Source organism: Acidobacteriota bacterium, from assembly GCA_018001935.1.
GTDB lineage: Bacteria > Acidobacteriota > JAAYUB01 > JAAYUB01 > JAAYUB01 > JAGNHB01.
Genome location: JAGNHB010000081.1, coordinates 1 through 17,470, shown reverse-complemented (window position 1 = coordinate 17,470; position 17,470 = coordinate 1). Strand labels below are relative to the sequence as shown.

Here is a 17,470-nt window from a genome sequence, read left to right as displayed (position 1 = left end):
GGCATCCACGTACGCGCCGCCTGCCGGGCGGCGCAGGGGTTGTTCACCGGAGTGCGCCATCCGGCAGATGGCATCCACGTACGCGCCGCCTGCCGGGCGGCGCGGAGGTTGTTCACCGGAGTGCGCCATCCGGCAGATGGCATCCACGTACGCGCCGCCTGCCGGGCGGCGCAGGGGTTGTTCACCGGAGTGCGCCATCCGGCAGATGGCATCCACGTACGCGCCGCCTGCCGGGCGGCGCGGAGGTTGTTCACCGGAGTGCGCCGCCCGGCAGGCGGCGCGTACGGGTGCGCCGCCCGGCAGGCGGCGCGTACGGCCGTTACGCGTAGTAGTAGTCCAGTCCCAGGTGGGTGATCTGCTCCTCGCCCATGAGGTGCCGCAGCGTGTTCTTCAGCTTCATCTGCTGGATGAACAGGTCGTGTTCCGGGTACAGCCCCCGCGCGTGGTGCGGGCTCTTGAAGAAGAACGACAGCCACTCCTGGATCCCGTACATCCCGCTCCGCCGCGCCAGGTCCATGAGCAGCACCAGGTCCAGCACGATGGGCGCCGCCAGGATGCTGTCCCGGCACAGGAAGTTCACCTTGATCTGCATCGGGTAACCCATCCACCCGAAAATGTCGATGTTGTCCCACCCTTCCTTGTTGTCCCCCCGCGGCGGGTAGTAGTTGATCCGCACCACGTGGTGCAGATCCTTGTAAAGCTCCGGGTAAAGCTCCGGCTGCAGGATCGTGTCCAGCACCGACAGCTTGCTCGTCTCCTTGGTCTTGAACGACTCCGGGTCGTCCAGCACTTCCCCGTCCCGGTTCCCCAGGATGTTCGTCGAGTACCACCCCGAAACCCCCAGCAGCCGCGCCTTGAACCCCGGCGCCAGGATCGTCTTCATCAGGGTCTGACCCGTCTTGAAGTCCTTCCCCATGATTGGCGACCGGTTCTCCTTCGCCAGTTCCTCCAGCGCCGGGATGTCCCCGCTCAGGTTCGGCGCCCCGTTCGCGTACGGGATCCCCATCTTGATGGCCACGTAGGCGTAGATCATGCTGGAGGGGATGTTCGGGTCGTTGGCCTTGAGCCCCGCCTCCAGCGACTCCAGCGTCGCGTGAACCGGGCCCTCCGGCAGGTAGACCTCCGTGGACCCGCACCACACCATCACCAGCCGGTCGCACCCGTTGGCTTCCTTGAACCGCTGGATGTCCTCCATCAGCATCCGCGCCAAGTCCCACTTGGTGGCGGCCTGCTTCACGTTCGGCCCGTCCAGCTTCTTCACGTAGTCCTTGCTGAACACGGCGCTCATGGGCTTGATGGCCTCCATCTCGTCCCGCAGCGGCATCAGGTCGTCCTTCCGCAGCACCTGCGCCTTCATGGCGCTCTCGAAGGCCGTGTCCTCGAAGATGTCCCACCCGCCGAACACCAGCTGGTCCAGGCCCGCCAGCGGCACGAAGTCCTTCACCTTCGGCGACCGGTTCTCCGTCCGCTTCCCGATCCGGATGTGTCCCATCTGGGTCATGGACCCGATGGGGATGGACAGCCCCCGGCGGACGCTCAGCACGCCCGCGACGAAGGTCGTGGCCACGGCGCCCAGGCCCGGCAGCAACACGCCGACCTTGCCCTGGGGAGGAGCGATTTTCACACCTTTTTCAATCATGATGACTAACCTCGACGTATTGAGTTTGAGGGGACCCGCGCACGAATCCCTCTCCGTAACCGAATCCCGTTTCTACTTCCCCTCCATCACCAGGGCCGAGAAGTCGCACAGACCGTCGAAAAGGTCCGCGATCTTCTTCAGCAGCCGGAGGCGGTTGGTCCGGACGGCCTCGTCCTCGTGCATGACCAGGACCTTGACGAAGAAGTCGTCCACCGGCTCCGCGAACCGCTCCACCAGGGCGAGGGCATCCGGGTAGCGGCGCTCGGCGACGGCGGCGGAGAACGGCCCGGCCAGCTCGGTGAAGACGGCGTGGAGGCGTCGTTCCGCCTCGTCGGCGAAGCGGGCCGGGTCGGGGTCCCCCGCCACGCGCCCCGCCTGCTTGGACAGGATGTTGGCCACCCGCTTGCGCGCCGTGAAGAGCCCCGCGAAGCGTTCCTGCCCCCGGATCTTCACCAGGGCGTCCAGCCGCCGGCGGGCGTCGGCGGGACGCCAGGCGGAGAAGGCGGAGACGGCGTTGATCTCGTCGTAGCCGAACCCCATGGTCTGGAAGAGGTGCTGGACGCGCGCGCCCAGGAACTCGGCGACGACCGGTCCCAGTTGCTCCCACGACGCGGTGATCCTGGCCTTCAGCAGTTCCGACGCCGCCCGGAAGAGCGGTTCGAGGTCCACGTCCAGGCCGCGCTCCACCACGATCCGGCAGATCCCGGACGCCTGGCGCCGCAAGCCGAAGGGGTCGCGGGAACCGGAGGGGACGAAGCCCATCCCGAGCATGCCCGTCACGGTGTCCATCTTGTCGGCCAGGGAGAGCACGGCGCCCTCGGGGGATGCCGGGATCGAATCCTCGGGCCCCTCGGGGCGATAGTGCTCGTACATGGCTTTCCAAACGCCCTCGGGGAGCTTCTCCTCCCGGGCGTAGAGGCCGCCCATCACGCCCTGGAGTTCCGTCAGCTCCTTGACCATCTCCGTGGTCAGGTCCGCCTTGCAGAGGCGGGCCGCCAGGGTGGCGTGCCCGGCCCCCTCCCCGTCGAGCCCGCAGGCGCGGGCCACCACCGGGGCCAGGGATTCCAGGCGCTCGACCTTCTCGAAGTAGCTGCCCAGGGCTTCCTGGAAGAGCACGTTGGCGAGGGTGGGGACCCGCTGGTCCAGCGGCCGGCGCCGGTCGGTGTCCCAGAAGAACTCGGCGTCGTTGAGCCGGGCGTGCAGGACGCGCTCGTGGCCGGCCCGGATCATCCCCTCGGGATCTCCGTGGGTGTTGATGACGGCCATGAAGCGGGCGGCCAGGTTCCCCCCCCCGTCCGCCAGGGAGAAGTACTTCTGGTGCTTCCGCATGACGGTCACCAGGACTTCGCGGGGCAGGGCCAGGAAGCGCTCGTCGAAGGCCCCCGCCACCACCGTCGGCCACTCGTTGAGGGAGACCACCTGGTTGAGCAGGTCGTCGTCGGGGATGGTCCCCAGGCCCGTCTCCGCCTCGATGGCGGCGATCTCCCGGCGGATCTTCCCCCGCCGGTCCTCCGGGTCCACCATGACGCCGTTGGCCTCCAGCTTCGCGCGGTAGTCCTCGAAACCGCTCACCGGGATCGCCCCGCCCCCGAGGAAACGGTGCCCGAAGGTGGTGTCGCCCGCCTTCACGCCGGCCAGCTCGAAGGGGACGACCCGCCCCCCCAGCAGGGCCAGCAGGTTCCGCAGGGGGCGCACGAAGGTGAAGGAAGGGTCCTTCCACACCATGTTTTTCGGGAAGGGGATGCCCCGGATCACGCCCGGCAGGGCCTCGGCCAGGATCTCGGCCGCGTCGCGGCCCGCCAGGGTCTTTCGAAGGCCGACGTAACGCCCCTTCGGGGTGTCGAGGAGGACCAGGTCGCCCGCGGACGCACCCTGCCGGGCGGCGAAGCCCAGGGCGGCCTTCGTGAAGTTCCCGCCGGCGTCCACCCCGACGGCGGCCGGCGGGCCGCTGACCTCGTCCACCCGGTCCGGCTGACGCTCGGGCAGTTCGGGGAGGCACACCACCAGTCGACGGGGCGTCGCGAAGGTGCGGCATTCGCCGGGCGGGAGCAGGGCCTCCGCCAGGACGCTCCTCAAGCGATCGGCCAGGGCGCCGAGGGCATCGGGGATCATCCAGTGGGGGATCTCCTCGCAGCCGATTTCGAGCAAAAACTCCTTTGCCATGAAGACCTCCTCACTCCGCCCGTTTCCCGCCGAGGGGGAAACCCAGCTCGGCGCGACGGGCGGCATAACCCCTCGCCACCCCGCAGGCGAGTTTCCGCACGCGGCCGATCAGCCCCACCCGCTGCGTCACGCTGATGGCGCCGCGCGAGTCCAGCAGGTTGAAGGTGTGGGAGCACTTCAGGCAGTAGTCGTAGGCGGGCAGCACGAGCCCCGCCTCCAGGAGCCGGGCGCACTCCTTCTCGTACAGGTCGAAGAGGGTCCAGAGCATGGGGACGTCGGCGGCCTCGAAGTTGTACTTCGAGAACTCCACCTCTTCCCAGAAACGGATGTCGCCGTAACTCACCCCCTCCTGCCAGCGGAGATCGTAGATGCTCTCCACGCCGGCGATGAAGGTCCCGATGCGCTCCAGCCCGTAGGTGATCTCGCAGGAGATGGGGTCGAGGTCCAGGCCGCCGGCCTGCTGGAAGTAGGTGAACTGGGTGATCTCGAGCCCGTCCAGGAGGACCTGCCACCCGACCCCCCAGGCGCCGAGGGTGGGCGATTCCCAGTTGTCCTCCTCGAAACGGAAGTCATGCTTTTTCAGATTGATACCAACAGCTTCCAGGCTGCGGATGTAGAGGTCCTGGACATCGTCGGGCGACGGTTTGAGGATGACCTGGTACTGGAGGTGCTTCTGGACCCGGTTGGGGTTCTCGCCGTAGCGGCCGTCCGTCGGCCGGCGGGACGGCATCACGTACCCCACGCGGTAGGGCTCCGGGCCCAGGACCCGCAGGAAGGTCTCGGGGTGCATGGTCCCGGCGCCGACCTCCACGTCGTAGGGTTGCTGGATGATGCAGCCGTGCCGGTTCCAGTACTCCTGGAGCCGGAGAATGATTTCCTGAAGTGTCAGCACGCGAACCCCCGGGCTACGTTCTCAAAAGAGCGCATTGTAACAGAAAACCCCCCCGGTGTTCGAAAAAAAAGCGGGCCGACCGCCCCGATCCCGGGCAAACCGGGGGAAAAGCCGTTGAATACACGGGAAAAACGGCTCGACGGTCGACCGCTGCCCGCGTTTGACCACGGATGAACACGGATGAACACGGATGAACACTGATAAACCGGGAGAGGCGCCACCGGCCTCACCCACAAGCTCCGGGCGCCTGGCGAAGCCCGACCGCTCCCGGTGTCCGTCGGGAGGGGCACGCACTGCCTGCCGGTCACCGCTTCGGGGGACCGACACGGCCCTTGACTTCCGCAAACGGCCGGTTGACAATGGGATTGTCGTGAAATCGCCGGAGGTCCCCATGACCCGCCTGAACCTTGTTCGAACGGAACGAACGCCCGTCCTCCCCCCTCCCGCCCCGGCCCGGCGCCCGACCGTTCGCCGCCTCCTGCGCCTGGCCGGTCTCGCCGCGGTGGCGGCCCTGGCGGCCGGCGCCTCCCCCGTCCGGGCGAAGGTCCCCCTGAAAGCCCAGGAAACCGCGGACCTGCGGCTGATCACCTACACCGACCTGCACGCCTTCGTGGTCACCCACCTGGAGAAGTGTTTCGAGAACGCGATGCAGTTTTACCAGCGTTTCTTCGACTACCGGTCGAAGGAGAAGGTCACGATCCTCCTGGAGGACTTCGCGGACTACGGCCACGCCGGCGCCGACTCCGTCCCCCGCAACCACGTCAGCGTGGGCCTCGCACCCTTCAGCACCACCTACGAGACCATGCCCGCCAACGAGCGGATGAACTGGCTGATGAAACACGAACTGGTCCACGTGGTGATCTGCGACAAGGGGGCGGGGTCGGACCTCCTCTTCCGAAAGCTCTTCCTCGGGAAGGTCTCCCCCCGGGCGGAGGACCCGACCTCGATCCTGTGGACCTTCCTCACCAACCCCCGGCGGTACTCCCCCCGCTGGTACCACGAGGGGATCGCCGTGTTCATGGAGACCTGGACCTCCGGCGGGCTGGGCCGCACCCTCGGGGGCTACGACGAGATGGTGTTCCGGACCCTCGTCCGGGAGGGCCGGACCATCTACGACCCGGTGGGGCTGGAATCGGAAGGCACCGCCATCGACTTCCAGGTGGGCGTCAACTCCTACCTCTACGGGACGCGCTTCATGTCCTGGCTGGCCGGTGAATACGGCCCGGACAAGCTCCTGGAGTGGGTCAACCGGAAAGAGGGGACCCACCGGTATTTCGCGTCACAGTTCAAGAAGGTCTACGGCCGGTCCCTCTCGGAAGGCTGGCAGCAGTGGATCGAGGCGGAAAAGCGGTGGCAGCAGGCGAACCTCGAGCGGATTCGGCAGTACCCCGTGACGGCCGGCGCCCCGTTGACGCGGGTCGCCCTGGGGTCGCTCTCGCGGCCGTGCGCCGACGCCGACGGCCGGACGGTCTACGCGGGGGTCCGGACCCTCGGCCGCCCGGCGCACCTCGCCGCCATCCACCTGGACACCGGCGAGGTGGAGCACCTGCAGGACCTCAAGGGGGCCGCCCTCTTCTACGTCTGCTCCCTGGCCCTCGACCCCGTGAAACGGACCCTCTTCTACACCACCGACAACAACCAGTGGCGGGACCTCAACGCCCTCGACCTGGCCTCGGGCCGGAGCCGCCTGCTGATCCGGGACTTCCGGGGGGGCGACCTCGCCTTCAACCCGGCCGACGGGTCCCTCTGGGCCCTGCGGCACGAGAACGGGGTGTCCGTGGTGGCCCGGCTCGAAGCGCCCTACCAGCTCTGGGCCGACCTCGTCGCCCTCCCCTACGGCACCGACCTCTTCGACATCGACATCTCCCCCGACGGCAGGCTTCTGTCGGGGGCCCTGTCCGACCCCGCCGGCCGGATGAAGCTGGTGTGCTGCGAGACGGCGGCGCTCCGGAAGGGGAAACTGGACCCCAGGGTCCTCCACGACTTCGCGTTCTCCTCCCCGGCCAACTTCGTGTTCTCCCCCGACGGGAAGTACCTCTTCGGCTCCTCGTACGACACCGGCGTCTCCAACCTCTTCCGGCACGAACTGGCCACCGGGAAGACCGACGTCGTCAGCAACGCCGAGACCGGGCTCTTCCGTCCCCTGCCCCTCCCCGGCGGCGCCCTGGTGGCGTTCCGCTACACCTCCGACGGTTTCCTGCCGGTCCGCATCGACGCCGTGCCCCTCGAGGACGTCAATGCCGTCGAGTACCTCGGCCAGCGGATCGTCCGGGAATACCCGGTGGTCAAAACGTGGAAACTGGACTCCCCGGGTGACATCGACATCGAAAAACGGATCACCGCGACCGGCGCGTACCAACCCCTCCGAAACCTGTCGTGGCTCTCCCTCTACCCCGTCGTGCAGGGTTACAAGCAGACCGCGGCCGGCGGTTTCCGGGCGGAGCTGATGGATCACCTCGGCCTGACCGCCCTGGGGGTCTCCCTCACCGCCTCGCCGTCCAGCGGCGGGTCCCGGACCGAGTGCGTCCACGTCGGCTTCGACTTCCGGCACTGGATGTGGAAAGTGACCGGCGGGTACAACACCGCCGATTTCTACGACCTCTTCGGCCCCACCAAGACCAGCCGGAAGGGGTACTGGGCGAAGCTCGAGCACAAGAAGTCCCTCATCTACGACCAGCCCCGCACCCTGGACTTCGACTGGAGCGCGGCCTTCTACGGCGGCATGGAGGAACTCCCCTACTACCAGGACATCCAGACGACCCACCGAAACTTCTTCACGGGGCACGGCGCCCTCACCTACGCGCACCTGGACAAGTCCCTGGGCGCCGTCGACGACGAGAAGGGGTACCAGCTCAAGGGGGCGGCGCGCTGCACCATCGCCGGATCCGACGTCTTCACCTCCGTCTGGGGGACCTTCGATTACGGTTTCCTCACCCCCTTGCGCAACTCGCCCCTGTGGTTCCGGTTCGCGGCAGGGAAAGCCTTCGGCGACCACGACGACTCCCTGGGGAACTTCTACTTCGGCGGGTTCGGCAACAACTGGGTGGACCACCGGGAGATCAGCCAGTACCGGCTCGTCAGCCGCTTTCCCGGGGTGGAGATCAGCGAGATCGGCGCCCCCGACTTCGCCCGGGCCATGGTGGAGTGGGGCCTCCCGCCCCACCGCTTCGAGCGGCTCGGGAAACCCTGGCTCTACTGCAACTGGGTGCGCCTGAGCCTGTTCGGGTCTGCGCTCCTGACGGGGATCGGCCGGTGGGACGACGGGGAACGCTGGTTCAACGCCGGCGCGCAACTCGACTTCCGCGTGGTTCTCTTCTCCCACCTGAACTCCACGCTCTCGTTCGGCGTCGCAGGCGCCTGCCGCTCCGACGGCCGCCGGTCCGGGGAGTTCATGGTCTCCCTGAAACTGCTCTGAGGGCGCCGCCGTGGACCCCCTGGCTGTCGCCGTCGCCGTGTTGCCCGTCTTCGCCTTCCTGGGGGGGCTGGTCTTCCTGGACGGCTACAAGCTCGTTTCAGGGCGCCGCATCGCGCTCTCCGTCCTCTTCGGGGCCGGGGCGGCGCTGCTGTGCTGGGGCCTGGCGAGCCTGGTGTTCCGTCTCGGCGGGCCCTTCGCCGACCTCTACGCGAAGGCGCTGCTGCCCCTCGTGGAGGAGAGTGCCAAGGCCCTGCCGGTGATCGTCCTGATCCGGCGGCGGCGCCTGGGCTTCACCGTGGACGCGGCCATCGTGGGCTTCGCCGTGGGGGCGGGCTTTTCCCTGGTGGAGAACGCCTGGTACCTCGCCGCGATGCCGGACCGCAACCTGGCTGTCTGGCTGCTCCGCGGCTTCGGGACGGCCCTGCTTCACGGGACCAACACCCTGGTGGTGGCCGTGGCCGCCCGCTGCCTGGCCGACCTCCGCCCCGGGCTGGGGTCGGCCGTCTGCCTTCCGGGCCTCGTGACGGCCTGGGCGGTCCACGCGGTCTACAACCTCGGCTGGCTGCCGCCCGCCGCGGCGTCGGCGCTCCTGATCTTCGGCCTCCCGGTGCTGGCGGGCGCCGTCTTCCTCCGGAGCGAGGCGATGCTCCACCGCTGGCTGGGCGAGGGCATGGACCACGACGTCGCCCGTCTCCGGGAGATCACGTCCGGTCACTTCTCCTCGACCCCGTCCGGCCAGTTCCTCCGCCAGGTCGCCCGGACCTTCCCGCCGGAAACGGTGGTGGACATCCACTGCTACCTCCGCGTCTGGCTGGAGTTGTCCATCCGGGCCAAGGGAGACCTCCTGCGGAAGGAGGCGGGCCTGCCGGTGGAACCCGACCCCGCCGTAGCCGACAAGCTCCGCGAACTGAAGGCGCTGGAACGCTCCATCGGGCGGGCGGGGCTCCGGGCCCTCGCGCCCATCCTGCCCCGCACCTCCCGGGACTTCTGGCAGATCCACCAACTGGAAAGCGGGGCGGGGGGGGTGACGGGAGGCTGTGGGCCGTGGGCTTAAGTACACAAAGTGGAATGTTGTCAAATCGCGCAAGATCGTGGGATCGATCACTCGAAACATCGGCCGGACCTCTTCGTTCCCCGGCTTCCCGTCCTCTGTCTCCTGTCTCCTGTCTCACGTCTCCTGTCGCCTGTCGCCTGTCATCTTCTTTCGTGCGGTTCATGGTTACCGAAAAGGCTTTTCGCGTTTCATGATGAAGGGGGCCCGGCCCCGGCCCGACGCGTGGCGGCCTCCTTGAACATTCCCCTTGAATTTCCTCCGGCTATCCACTATTGTCCCAGCATGTTCTTAACCGTCGCGACACGGGACTGCAAGAACGCCGGCCGCGCCTATCCGGACCCGGCCCCGAGGCCCGCCGGTCTTCGGCCGGGAATGGGCCTGGCCCTCCTCGCCCTTTGGCTTCTAGCCCCGTGGCCCCCACCGGCTCCCGCCCACCCCGCGGGGCTCCCGGGACGGCCGGCGCAGCCGACCGGCGCGGCCCGGGCAACCGGGGCGCCTCCACGCGCCGCGACCCTGACCCCGCCGACCGCCGCGGCGCTCCCTCCACGAGCTGGCGCCTCCCCCCCGGGGCCTGCCCCGTTCACGACCGCCGCCCCCCCGGACCGCTCCCGGGAGGAGGGGTTCCCCTTCATCCGCAACTACCTCCCCCGCGAAACCGGCGGCGGCCCCGAGAACATGGCGGTCGTCCAGGACAAGCGGGGGATCATTTACGTCGCCAACCAGGAAGGCATCCTCGAGTACGACGGCGTCTCCTGGCGGCTGATCCGGATTGCCGGAAAAAGTTTGGTCAATTCCCTAGCTGTGGACAAAAATGGAACAATCTTTGTCGGAGGCATCGGTGAGATCGGTTTTCTTGAACCTGATCCCAGAGGGCAGATGCACTACATTTCTCTGAAAGGCAAAGTTGATGAGAATGCGTGTTCCTTTAGCAATGTATTGTCTATACACACTACGACGGCAGGAGTCTATTTCCGGGCTTTAGAATATCTTTTCCTTTGGACTGGCGACAAGATAATCGCATGGAAATCCGCGAGTGAATTTCTACGCTCCTTCTCTGTGAGAGAGAAGATTTACCTCTGGCAGAGAGGAACCGGGATTCTCGAAATGTCTGGAAACTCCCTGCGAAGGCTGGCGGGATGTGAAAAGCTCGTCGAATCGGAGGTTAGGATAATGCTTCCGATCGGCCCACACTTTCAAAACCCAGATACTGCGACAAGTCGAAAGACGATGCTGATTGGTACGCTTGATTCACTTTTTCTTTATGATGGAATTAGTCTTATCCCTTATAGGAATGAAGCCGAATCTCTGATAAGGAACAGGATCCTAAAAAATGGAGGAATTCTTTCTGACGGCAAGTATCTGTTAATGATGAAAGCTGGAGGATTAATCATTCTCGATGACCGGGGGAATATCAAGTGCAATCTCGACAAAGCGAGAGGGTTGAAGGACGACATTGTTCATGGATATTGTGAGGATCAGGAGGGAGGGCTCTGGCTAGCTCTGTCTAATGGTCTGTCTCGACTTGAGATTTCCTCGTCTTTCTCTCTCTTTGATGAACGCTCCGGTCTACATGGCGTCATATGGTCCATTATCCGTCATCAGGGGAAGGTTTTTGTCGGCACAAATACCGGTGTTTATGTGATGGGTTCAGAAGCTAGGGCGGGAAATCAACCTGCGAATCGAACAGAAGATCAGATCTTCTCGCCACTTAAGCAAATAAAAGGCTACGGATGGGAATTTCTTCCTGTAGGAGATACTTTGCTTGTCTCTTCATCGGGAGGTGTTTATGAAATTCGGATGGCATTGATAAAGTAAAAGTGACCCAGGCAAGGGGGGAGTGATAACACAAAAGTGACCCACCCCCCACACCGTCCTCTGGTAAGCTGGCGAGAAAAAACTTGCGGCGACAGAGGAGAAAGGATGCTTGGGATGGATCAATACGAGATGATACGGACGGCGCATCGGGTGTACGGGAAGACGATCCGGGAACTGGCCCGGGAGTACGGGCATCATCGGAAGACGATCCGGAAGATCTTGGAAGGGAAGGAGCCGAAGTACCGGCGGACCCGGGAGCCGGCGGAGCCGGTGATGGAAGTGGTGGGGGATCGAATCCGGGGATGGCTGGTGGAAGACAAGAGCAACCCGAAGAAGCAGCGGCACACGGCGCGGCGGATCTGGAAGCGGTTGAAGGAGGAAGCGGGGTTTTCCGGGGCGGAATCGACGGTGCGCCGCTGGGTTCGCCGGTGCAAGGCGGAGCTGGGGCTGGGGCGGAGCGAATCGGTCATACCGCTGGAGCCGCTCCTGGGTGGGGAGGCGGAAGTGGACTGGGGCCGGGCCTGGGTGATCATGGGAGGAGAGCGGCAGGAAGTCCGGCTGTTCTGCATGCGGTCGAAGTACTCGGGGATGGCCTACGTAAAGGCGTACCCGTGTGAGCGTCAGGAGATGTTCTTTGACGGCCATCAGTCGGCGTTCACCTTTTTTGGGGGAGTTTTCCCGACGTTGGTCTACGACAACCTGACGCTGGCGGTGCGGACGGTGATGCGGGGGAAGCAGCGGTTGGAGCAGGCGCGGTTCGTGAGTTTCCGGAGTTACCACACGTTCGCGGCGCGCTACTGCAACCCTGGGAAAGGAAACGAGAAAGGAGGGGTTGAGGGCCTGGTGGGGTACGCGCGGCGGAACTTCCTGGTCCCGCTGCCGGCGGTATCGGATTACGAGGAACTGAATCGTCTGCTGTCCGACCGGTGTGCGAAAGACGCCCTGAGGGTGCTGGCGGGCCGGGAGGACGACCGGACGGTCCTTGAACGGCACGAGGAGGAACAGGCCCGGTTGCTGCCGCTTCCGGCGAAGCCCTACGAGAACGAGAAACTGGCGACGGTGAAGATCAGCCGGTACCAGACGGCGGGGGTGGACCGGAACCGCTACTCGGTGCCGGAAGCGTATGTGGGACGCCAGTTGCGGGTGCAGGTGGGGTGCTGGCGGGTGCGGATCTACGACGGGAACCGTCTGGTGGCGGACCACCCGCGTGTGTTCGGGAACAGCAAGTGGCAGATCGACCCGTTGCACTACCTGCGGGCAATCGGGGAAAAGGTGGCGTCTTTCGACAGCGCCCGGGCGATCCGGCAGTGGCGGAAGGCGTGGCCGACAAGCTACGAGGCGATGCTGTCGGGCCTCCAGTTGCGGTTTGGGGAGAGCAAAGGCAAGCGGGAGTTCGTCCGGATCCTCCAGTTGCATGAGGGGCACCCGGCGGCCGAGGTGGAGGGGGCGGTTTCGGAAGCGCTGGAGATGGGCGTGTTGGGTTACGACGGGGTCAAGCATCTGTTGCGGCGAAAGACGAACCCCGGGCTTTCGGTGGAGCCGTTGCCGATGGACCTGCTGCCCGGGGTGACCGACCGGAGGGTGGGGACGAGCGACGTGTCCCGCTACGGGGCGCTGCTGAACGGGGGGTGGTCATGAACACGGCCGCGGAAGAAGTGTTGCTGGAGAGCACGCTCAAGCATCTGAAGCTGCCGGCGGTCCTTCGGGAGTGGCGCGGTTGTGCCCGCCAGGCGCGGGAGACGGGGGAGCGCTACGAGAGCTTCCTGCTGTCGTTGATGACGCGGGAGATCGAGCAGCGGCAGAACAACCAGCTGGTCCGGCGGCTGAGGGCGGCGCGCTTCCCGTACCTGAAGACGCTGGAGAAGACGGACCTGGGGAAGTGGCCGGCCCTGGACGCGCGGAGGGTCCGGGAATACTCGGACGGGGAGTACATCGGTCGACGGGAGAACCTGGTCATCCTGGGGCGGCACGGCACCGGCAAGACCCACGCGGCCATCGTCTTCGGGATCGAGGCCTGCCGCCAGGGCCACCGGGTGCTCTTCAGCACGGCGGCCGACCTGGTCAACACCCTGGTGGAAGCGCGGGAGGACCGGCAGCTCAAGCGGTACCTGGCCCGCCTGGCCAAGCACTCGCTCCTGATCGTGGACGAGTTGGGCTACATCCCTTTTTCGAAGGAAGGCGCGGAACTGCTGTTCCAGGTCTTTGCCAACCGGTACGAGCGGGGGTCGCTGCTGGTGACGTCAAACCTGCCCTTCCCGGAGTGGACCGGTGTCTTCGGGGACGCCAGCCTGACGGCGGCGCTCCTGGACCGTCTGACGCATCACTGCCACATCCTGCAGTTCGAGTGGGAGAGCATCCGGTTGACGGAGAGCTTGAAGAACCGGAACCGGGCGCGGGAAAAAGGCGAAAATCGCGCAGTGGCTGCCACTGCTGCCCCTGCGGGGCTCTGAAGGTGCGGATCAAGATGGGTCCCTGAACCCATCTTGATCCGGTCGTTCTTTGATTCTGATTCTGCGGGGTGGGTCACTTTTGCTTTATCACAGAGGGTCACTTTTGCGTTGACATTCTGATTCGGAGGGACGGAATTGAACATCTATCTAAATAACTTGTATATAAGTTGTTAATAAAATTTGTTTCCCATAATACCCTGAATAATACCACAAAAAATTCCATGGATTGTTTTTTTACTCTTCGGCGTCGTGGAGACACTTGCTACCGAATTTAAATAGATCAAAGGGAATATTAGTTTTTTACCCGACAATCTCGACAAATCATTCCATTCCACTGATATTAAAGGAATAGACAGTACCATATACTTGTCGGATGTCGGGTGTTCTTTCGCTGTTTTCCGACAGCTTGAACTTACACGTTCGCATCAGTGCATAAGCTCTGGAGGGCTGGGTCCGACACCAATCTACATGTCAGGTTGTTCTCATTTATTCTCTGTTGGGAAACTCACTTTCCAAACAGTACAGATCTCAGAGATTTTTCCGTCAATGACAAAAGGGTTAAATCTCCATTGCTTAATTGCATCGTTCGCTGGTTCGATTAATCTGGAATCACTTACCCAAAACAAACGCAGCGAAGCAATGCCTTCTTGATTTACATAGATTAGAAAACGTTCCTCCTCACCACCCTTAACAGCTTCTGGGGGGAAAAGTGGGCTACACTTGGTAAGAAGGTTCTTCTCTGCTTCTTCAAACGGAATCTGTACTGCCGAAGCGGGGACTCTCGAACGGAATTTTCCGATTTCTTGAAGTATTTTCTCGCTTTCAACCAGTTCACTACATGCCACAAATTTGACACCATCTCTTTGATAATCGATTATTCTATTATTCCTTCCTCTGGGTTTTGCCATCCAAACTTTTTTTACATCCACCTGATAATCTTGTCCAACCCATGGAAGAATTTTTCCGCACCAATAAGTGCATCTCAGCTTTAATACCAGATTGCCATCTTTGTCTAATTTCCAACTGCCTTTCGCAATTAGGATTTCCTCATGATAAGTGTAGAAATTGACTGTTATCTTGTTGTTAGATTTATTTATGCTTTTTCCGCATATCTCCAAAGCGGTCCCATCGCCTCCCAAGTACAAAAGTGTTGCTTTTGCCTCAGTTGTATTAGTTTCTCTATTGTAATGCCAATCGATGGGAGATGTTATATACCACGTAGCTCTATTTGGGTTAACAATATCTGTAGAACAGATTATCAGAAGAGGCAATAAATAGCTAATCATACCTTTCCCCATTGTTTAGATGCGAACGAAGTGTTGTATATCCATATTGCCGCGGTATATATAACGCTCATCAATCTGTCTCGACCTTATCAGAAACAGCAATCTGTCCCTTTTCCTTTCCTTCTCCAACAACATTCGGATCTAAAGCAAATATTGCTCTTAGCACAAATTGATGTGGTTCCGCAATGCAACCGCCTGTCATATCAAAACACTCATCATTACCCCCGATAAAGTACCCTCCTTTCCCATGAATATAGTACTTTGTACCTCTTCCATTTTGCATGAGATTAACTCTCAGTTCCCCCCATGATCCATCTGCAGATACGAGTTCCCCATTATAATTGATGCTTCTTTGAATCTCCTGAATACCACAATGAAAGGGTGCTAATACCAATTCATTATTTGCCATCATGATCGATACAGTGCTAGCATCCCCTCGTTTATTCAGATTGATGGAATAATCTCCGGAAGGTAGAGACGGATAAGCTTTGCCATTTGGATCAGGCCGGCCTCCAGAAAATGCAATCTCAGAGGTTGTTATAGGTTTGCTCTTCTTCGGGTCGCTATTTCCCCAGAGAGATAATTTAAATATATCAGCTCCCCCCTTTGTTTTCTGTCCTGTCCTCTCCATTTTAAGTATATGCGTTACTCCACTGTATACACCTTGATATGTAGCTCCAGAATGCCACTCCCACTTATTTTTTACTTTGAACCAATTTTGACCGTCTGGGTCGATCCGATTGATAGGATTTCCTTGAGTATAAGAATATAAATTATACTTCTGTGGCTCGCTAAGATGTTTCTGGGAGCAATAAATCGGATCACAACTATAAAACCTCCCGGATATATCACCGTAATCTCTTGCACTAAAATAATACAATTTATTTTCAAACGCAATCTGTTTTCCCGTAAATCCCAAGCTTTCCGTTGAGTAATCCTGTGCTGTGATGAATTCACCATAGGGCATGGTGTCGGTGGACTGGGTCACCGCGGGGAGGCCCGCGGCGTCGATCCGCAGTTCGGCTCTCGTGGTGCCCAGGTGGTCCGTCAGGAGGAACTTGGAGGCGTAGGCCGCGTCCGGTTGCACCCGGTCGCCCTGGTCCTGCTCGCAGGCCAGGTCCTCCCCCTCGTAGCATGACACCGTCCAGCCCAGCACCGCCTGGGTGCCGTCGGCGCGCACCAGCTTGAGGCGCCGCTTGCCTGCGGCATCATAGTAATAGTGGTACGTCTTGCCAGTGGAGCCGCCCCAGACCCGGGCCACGTGCCCCTGGTCCCAGTAGGCTAGATTCAGGGTCGCCGTCCCCGATTCCGTCGTCACCTGGTTCCCCAGGCTGTCGTACGGCTTGCCCGCCAGCCGGTTCGTGGTCACGTCCACGGGCATGGCCATCCCCTTGGGCGCGCCCGTCCCCCCGCTCACCTTCTGCTCCGCCAGCAGGTTCCCATACTCGTCCATGGCGTAGTGGTAGTGGTTGGTCTGGTCGTACGTGAACTCGCTCAGCCGGTTGAGGGTGTCGTAGGCGTAGTTGCACGAGCGCAGCAGCTGCCCCGCTCCCGGCGTCGTCTGGACGTAGCGGTTCATCTGGGTCACATTCCCGTTGTCCTCGTAGCCGTACGACAGCCCGAAGAGCACGTTCGCCTCCTGCAGCCCCGTCCCGGCCACCACCCCCGGCCCCACCTTCATCTCCACCGGCCACAGCCGCGTCGGGTCGTACACCCGCACCGAGCTCACCGACCCCGTCGCCGTCCCGTAGTTCACCGCCTCTGTCGCCCCGTTCGCCGCGGACGTCATCCCCGCGAACGTCGGTGCCCCGTCTACCTTCACCGCGGACAGGCCGCCCCCGGCCCTATATGACAACTCCTTCGCCACTCCCGACGGGTACGTTACCTTCGTCAGTTGCCCGGCTGAGCCGTACTCGTAACGCGTCCGGAACGGGTTGTCTGGCGCATCCACCCCGCTGGGCAGGAGGATCGTCTCCGTTTTTGTCTTCAGCGCCCCGAACCACTCGTAGTCGTAGCTCCGGGCGATGGACACCACCTGCCCCGCTTCCCCCGGGTAGGTCACCACGTCGCTGGACGGTTTTCCCCAGGCGTAGGCCCCGACGTCGTAGGCGTACGTCGTGCTCACCGTCCCATCCCCGTAGTTCACCGAGCGCGTCAGGATGCGCCCCAGGCCGTCGTAGCTCATGCTCTCGTTATAGACCTGCTGACCGTTGGAATCCAGCCCTTTCTGCAGGAGGTTCCCCCCGTCGTCGTAAAGGTAATGGAACACCCCGCCCGCGAACTCCGGCAGGGCGGCGGACAGCAGTTTGCCGCGGCAGTCGTAGGTGAAGGTGCGGACCTGGCCGTCGCCCCCGGCCGCGTTGCGCTTGTTCACGTAGGTCAGGTTGCCCAGGCGGTCGTAGCCGTAGTCGGTCCGCCAGGTGCCCGTGGTCGGCGCCGGCTCGTCCACCCGGACGATGCGGTCGAAGCCGTCCCTGTAGAGCTTGCGCCAGCGGTTGGCCTCGTCGTACACCGTCTCCGTCGTCCCGACGGGTGCCGCCGGCATGTACGCGTCGGCGTAGAGGCCGTAGTCGGTCCGGCCCGCCCCCGCCCCCGCCCCGTCCGCGGAAAAGCGCGCCCGGTTCGTCATGCGCCCCAGGGCGTCGTAGGTGTACTGCGTCCAGGGGCCGCTCCCCAGCCACAGGGCCGCGTCCGTCTTCACCGGCCCGTACTCCCGGAGCACCCGCCCCAGGGCGTCGTACTCCTTCCAGGCACAG

General features: G+C 62.9%; 11 protein-coding genes. 5 read left to right on the top strand and 6 right to left on the bottom strand.

Annotated elements, in window-relative coordinates:
• The 4 genes from KA419_19625 to glyQ all read right to left on the bottom strand — a co-directional run.
• On the bottom strand, positions 1–216 hold a 216-nt coding region (locus tag KA419_19625; protein ID MBP7868146.1), incomplete at its 3' end, for a hypothetical protein.
• A gap of 103 nt (positions 217–319) precedes the next feature.
• Complete coding sequence (locus tag KA419_19620) at positions 320–1,639, bottom strand: inositol-3-phosphate synthase (protein ID MBP7868145.1); 1,320 nt, start codon at positions 1,637–1,639, stop codon at positions 320–322.
• A gap of 72 nt (positions 1,640–1,711) precedes the next feature.
• Positions 1,712–3,802 carry a glycine--tRNA ligase subunit beta gene (locus tag KA419_19615; GenBank protein ID MBP7868144.1) on the bottom strand — a complete coding sequence of 697 codons (2,091 nt, stop codon included), beginning with the start codon at positions 3,800–3,802 and terminating at the stop codon, positions 1,712–1,714.
• A gap of 10 nt (positions 3,803–3,812) precedes the next feature.
• On the bottom strand, positions 3,813–4,691 hold the full coding sequence (gene glyQ, locus KA419_19610) for a glycine--tRNA ligase subunit alpha (GenBank protein MBP7868143.1): 879 nt from the start codon (positions 4,689–4,691) through the stop codon (positions 3,813–3,815).
• A 394-nt stretch (positions 4,692–5,085) separates the two neighbouring features.
• Here glyQ and KA419_19605 point away from each other — a divergent pair, with 394 nt between their 5' ends.
• The 5 genes from KA419_19605 (at position 5,086) to istB (ending at position 13,428) form a co-directional block, all read left to right on the top strand.
• A complete protein-coding gene (locus tag KA419_19605) occupies positions 5,086–8,109 on the top strand; it encodes a hypothetical protein (protein MBP7868142.1) in 3,024 nt (1,007 codons plus the stop codon).
• A gap of 10 nt (positions 8,110–8,119) precedes the next feature.
• Positions 8,120–9,163, top strand: coding sequence for a PrsW family intramembrane metalloprotease (locus KA419_19600; protein ID MBP7868141.1), 1,044 nt, complete (start codon positions 8,120–8,122; stop codon positions 9,161–9,163).
• 234 nt (positions 9,164–9,397) lie between these two features.
• Complete coding sequence (locus tag KA419_19595) at positions 9,398–10,978, top strand: hypothetical protein (GenBank protein MBP7868140.1); 1,581 nt, start codon at positions 9,398–9,400, stop codon at positions 10,976–10,978.
• A 114-nt stretch (positions 10,979–11,092) separates the two neighbouring features.
• Complete coding sequence (istA, locus tag KA419_19590; GenBank protein MBP7868139.1) at positions 11,093–12,616, top strand: IS21 family transposase; 1,524 nt, start codon at positions 11,093–11,095, stop codon at positions 12,614–12,616.
• Positions 12,613–13,428, top strand: coding sequence for an IS21-like element helper ATPase IstB (istB, locus tag KA419_19585; protein MBP7868138.1), 816 nt, complete (start codon positions 12,613–12,615; stop codon positions 13,426–13,428). Before istA ends, istB begins: the two co-directional genes overlap by 4 nt.
• A gap of 482 nt (positions 13,429–13,910) precedes the next feature.
• On the opposite strand, the gene KA419_19580 is transcribed toward istB, so the two are convergent.
• Both KA419_19580 and KA419_19575 read right to left on the bottom strand, forming a co-directional pair.
• Positions 13,911–14,714, bottom strand: coding sequence for a hypothetical protein (locus tag KA419_19580; protein ID MBP7868137.1), 804 nt, complete (start codon positions 14,712–14,714; stop codon positions 13,911–13,913).
• A 70-nt stretch (positions 14,715–14,784) separates the two neighbouring features.
• On the bottom strand, positions 14,785–17,470 hold a 2,686-nt coding region (locus tag KA419_19575), incomplete at its 5' end, for an RHS repeat-associated core domain-containing protein (protein MBP7868136.1).

Excerpts from the sequence above, each read along its gene's own strand:
- KA419_19620 (MBP7868145.1), bottom strand. The coding sequence starts at position 1,639 with ATGATTGAAAAAGGTGTGAAAATCGCTCCTCCCCAGGGCAAGGTCGGC.
- KA419_19580 (MBP7868137.1), bottom strand. The coding sequence starts at position 14,714 with ATGATTAGCTATTTATTGCCTCTTCTGATAATCTGTTCTACAGATATT.
- KA419_19615 (MBP7868144.1), bottom strand. The coding sequence starts at position 3,802 with ATGGCAAAGGAGTTTTTGCTCGAAATCGGCTGCGAGGAGATCCCCCAC.
- KA419_19605 (MBP7868142.1), top strand. The coding sequence starts at position 5,086 with ATGACCCGCCTGAACCTTGTTCGAACGGAACGAACGCCCGTCCTCCCC.
- istB (MBP7868138.1), top strand. The coding sequence starts at position 12,613 with ATGAACACGGCCGCGGAAGAAGTGTTGCTGGAGAGCACGCTCAAGCAT.
- istA (MBP7868139.1), top strand. The coding sequence starts at position 11,093 with ATGGATCAATACGAGATGATACGGACGGCGCATCGGGTGTACGGGAAG.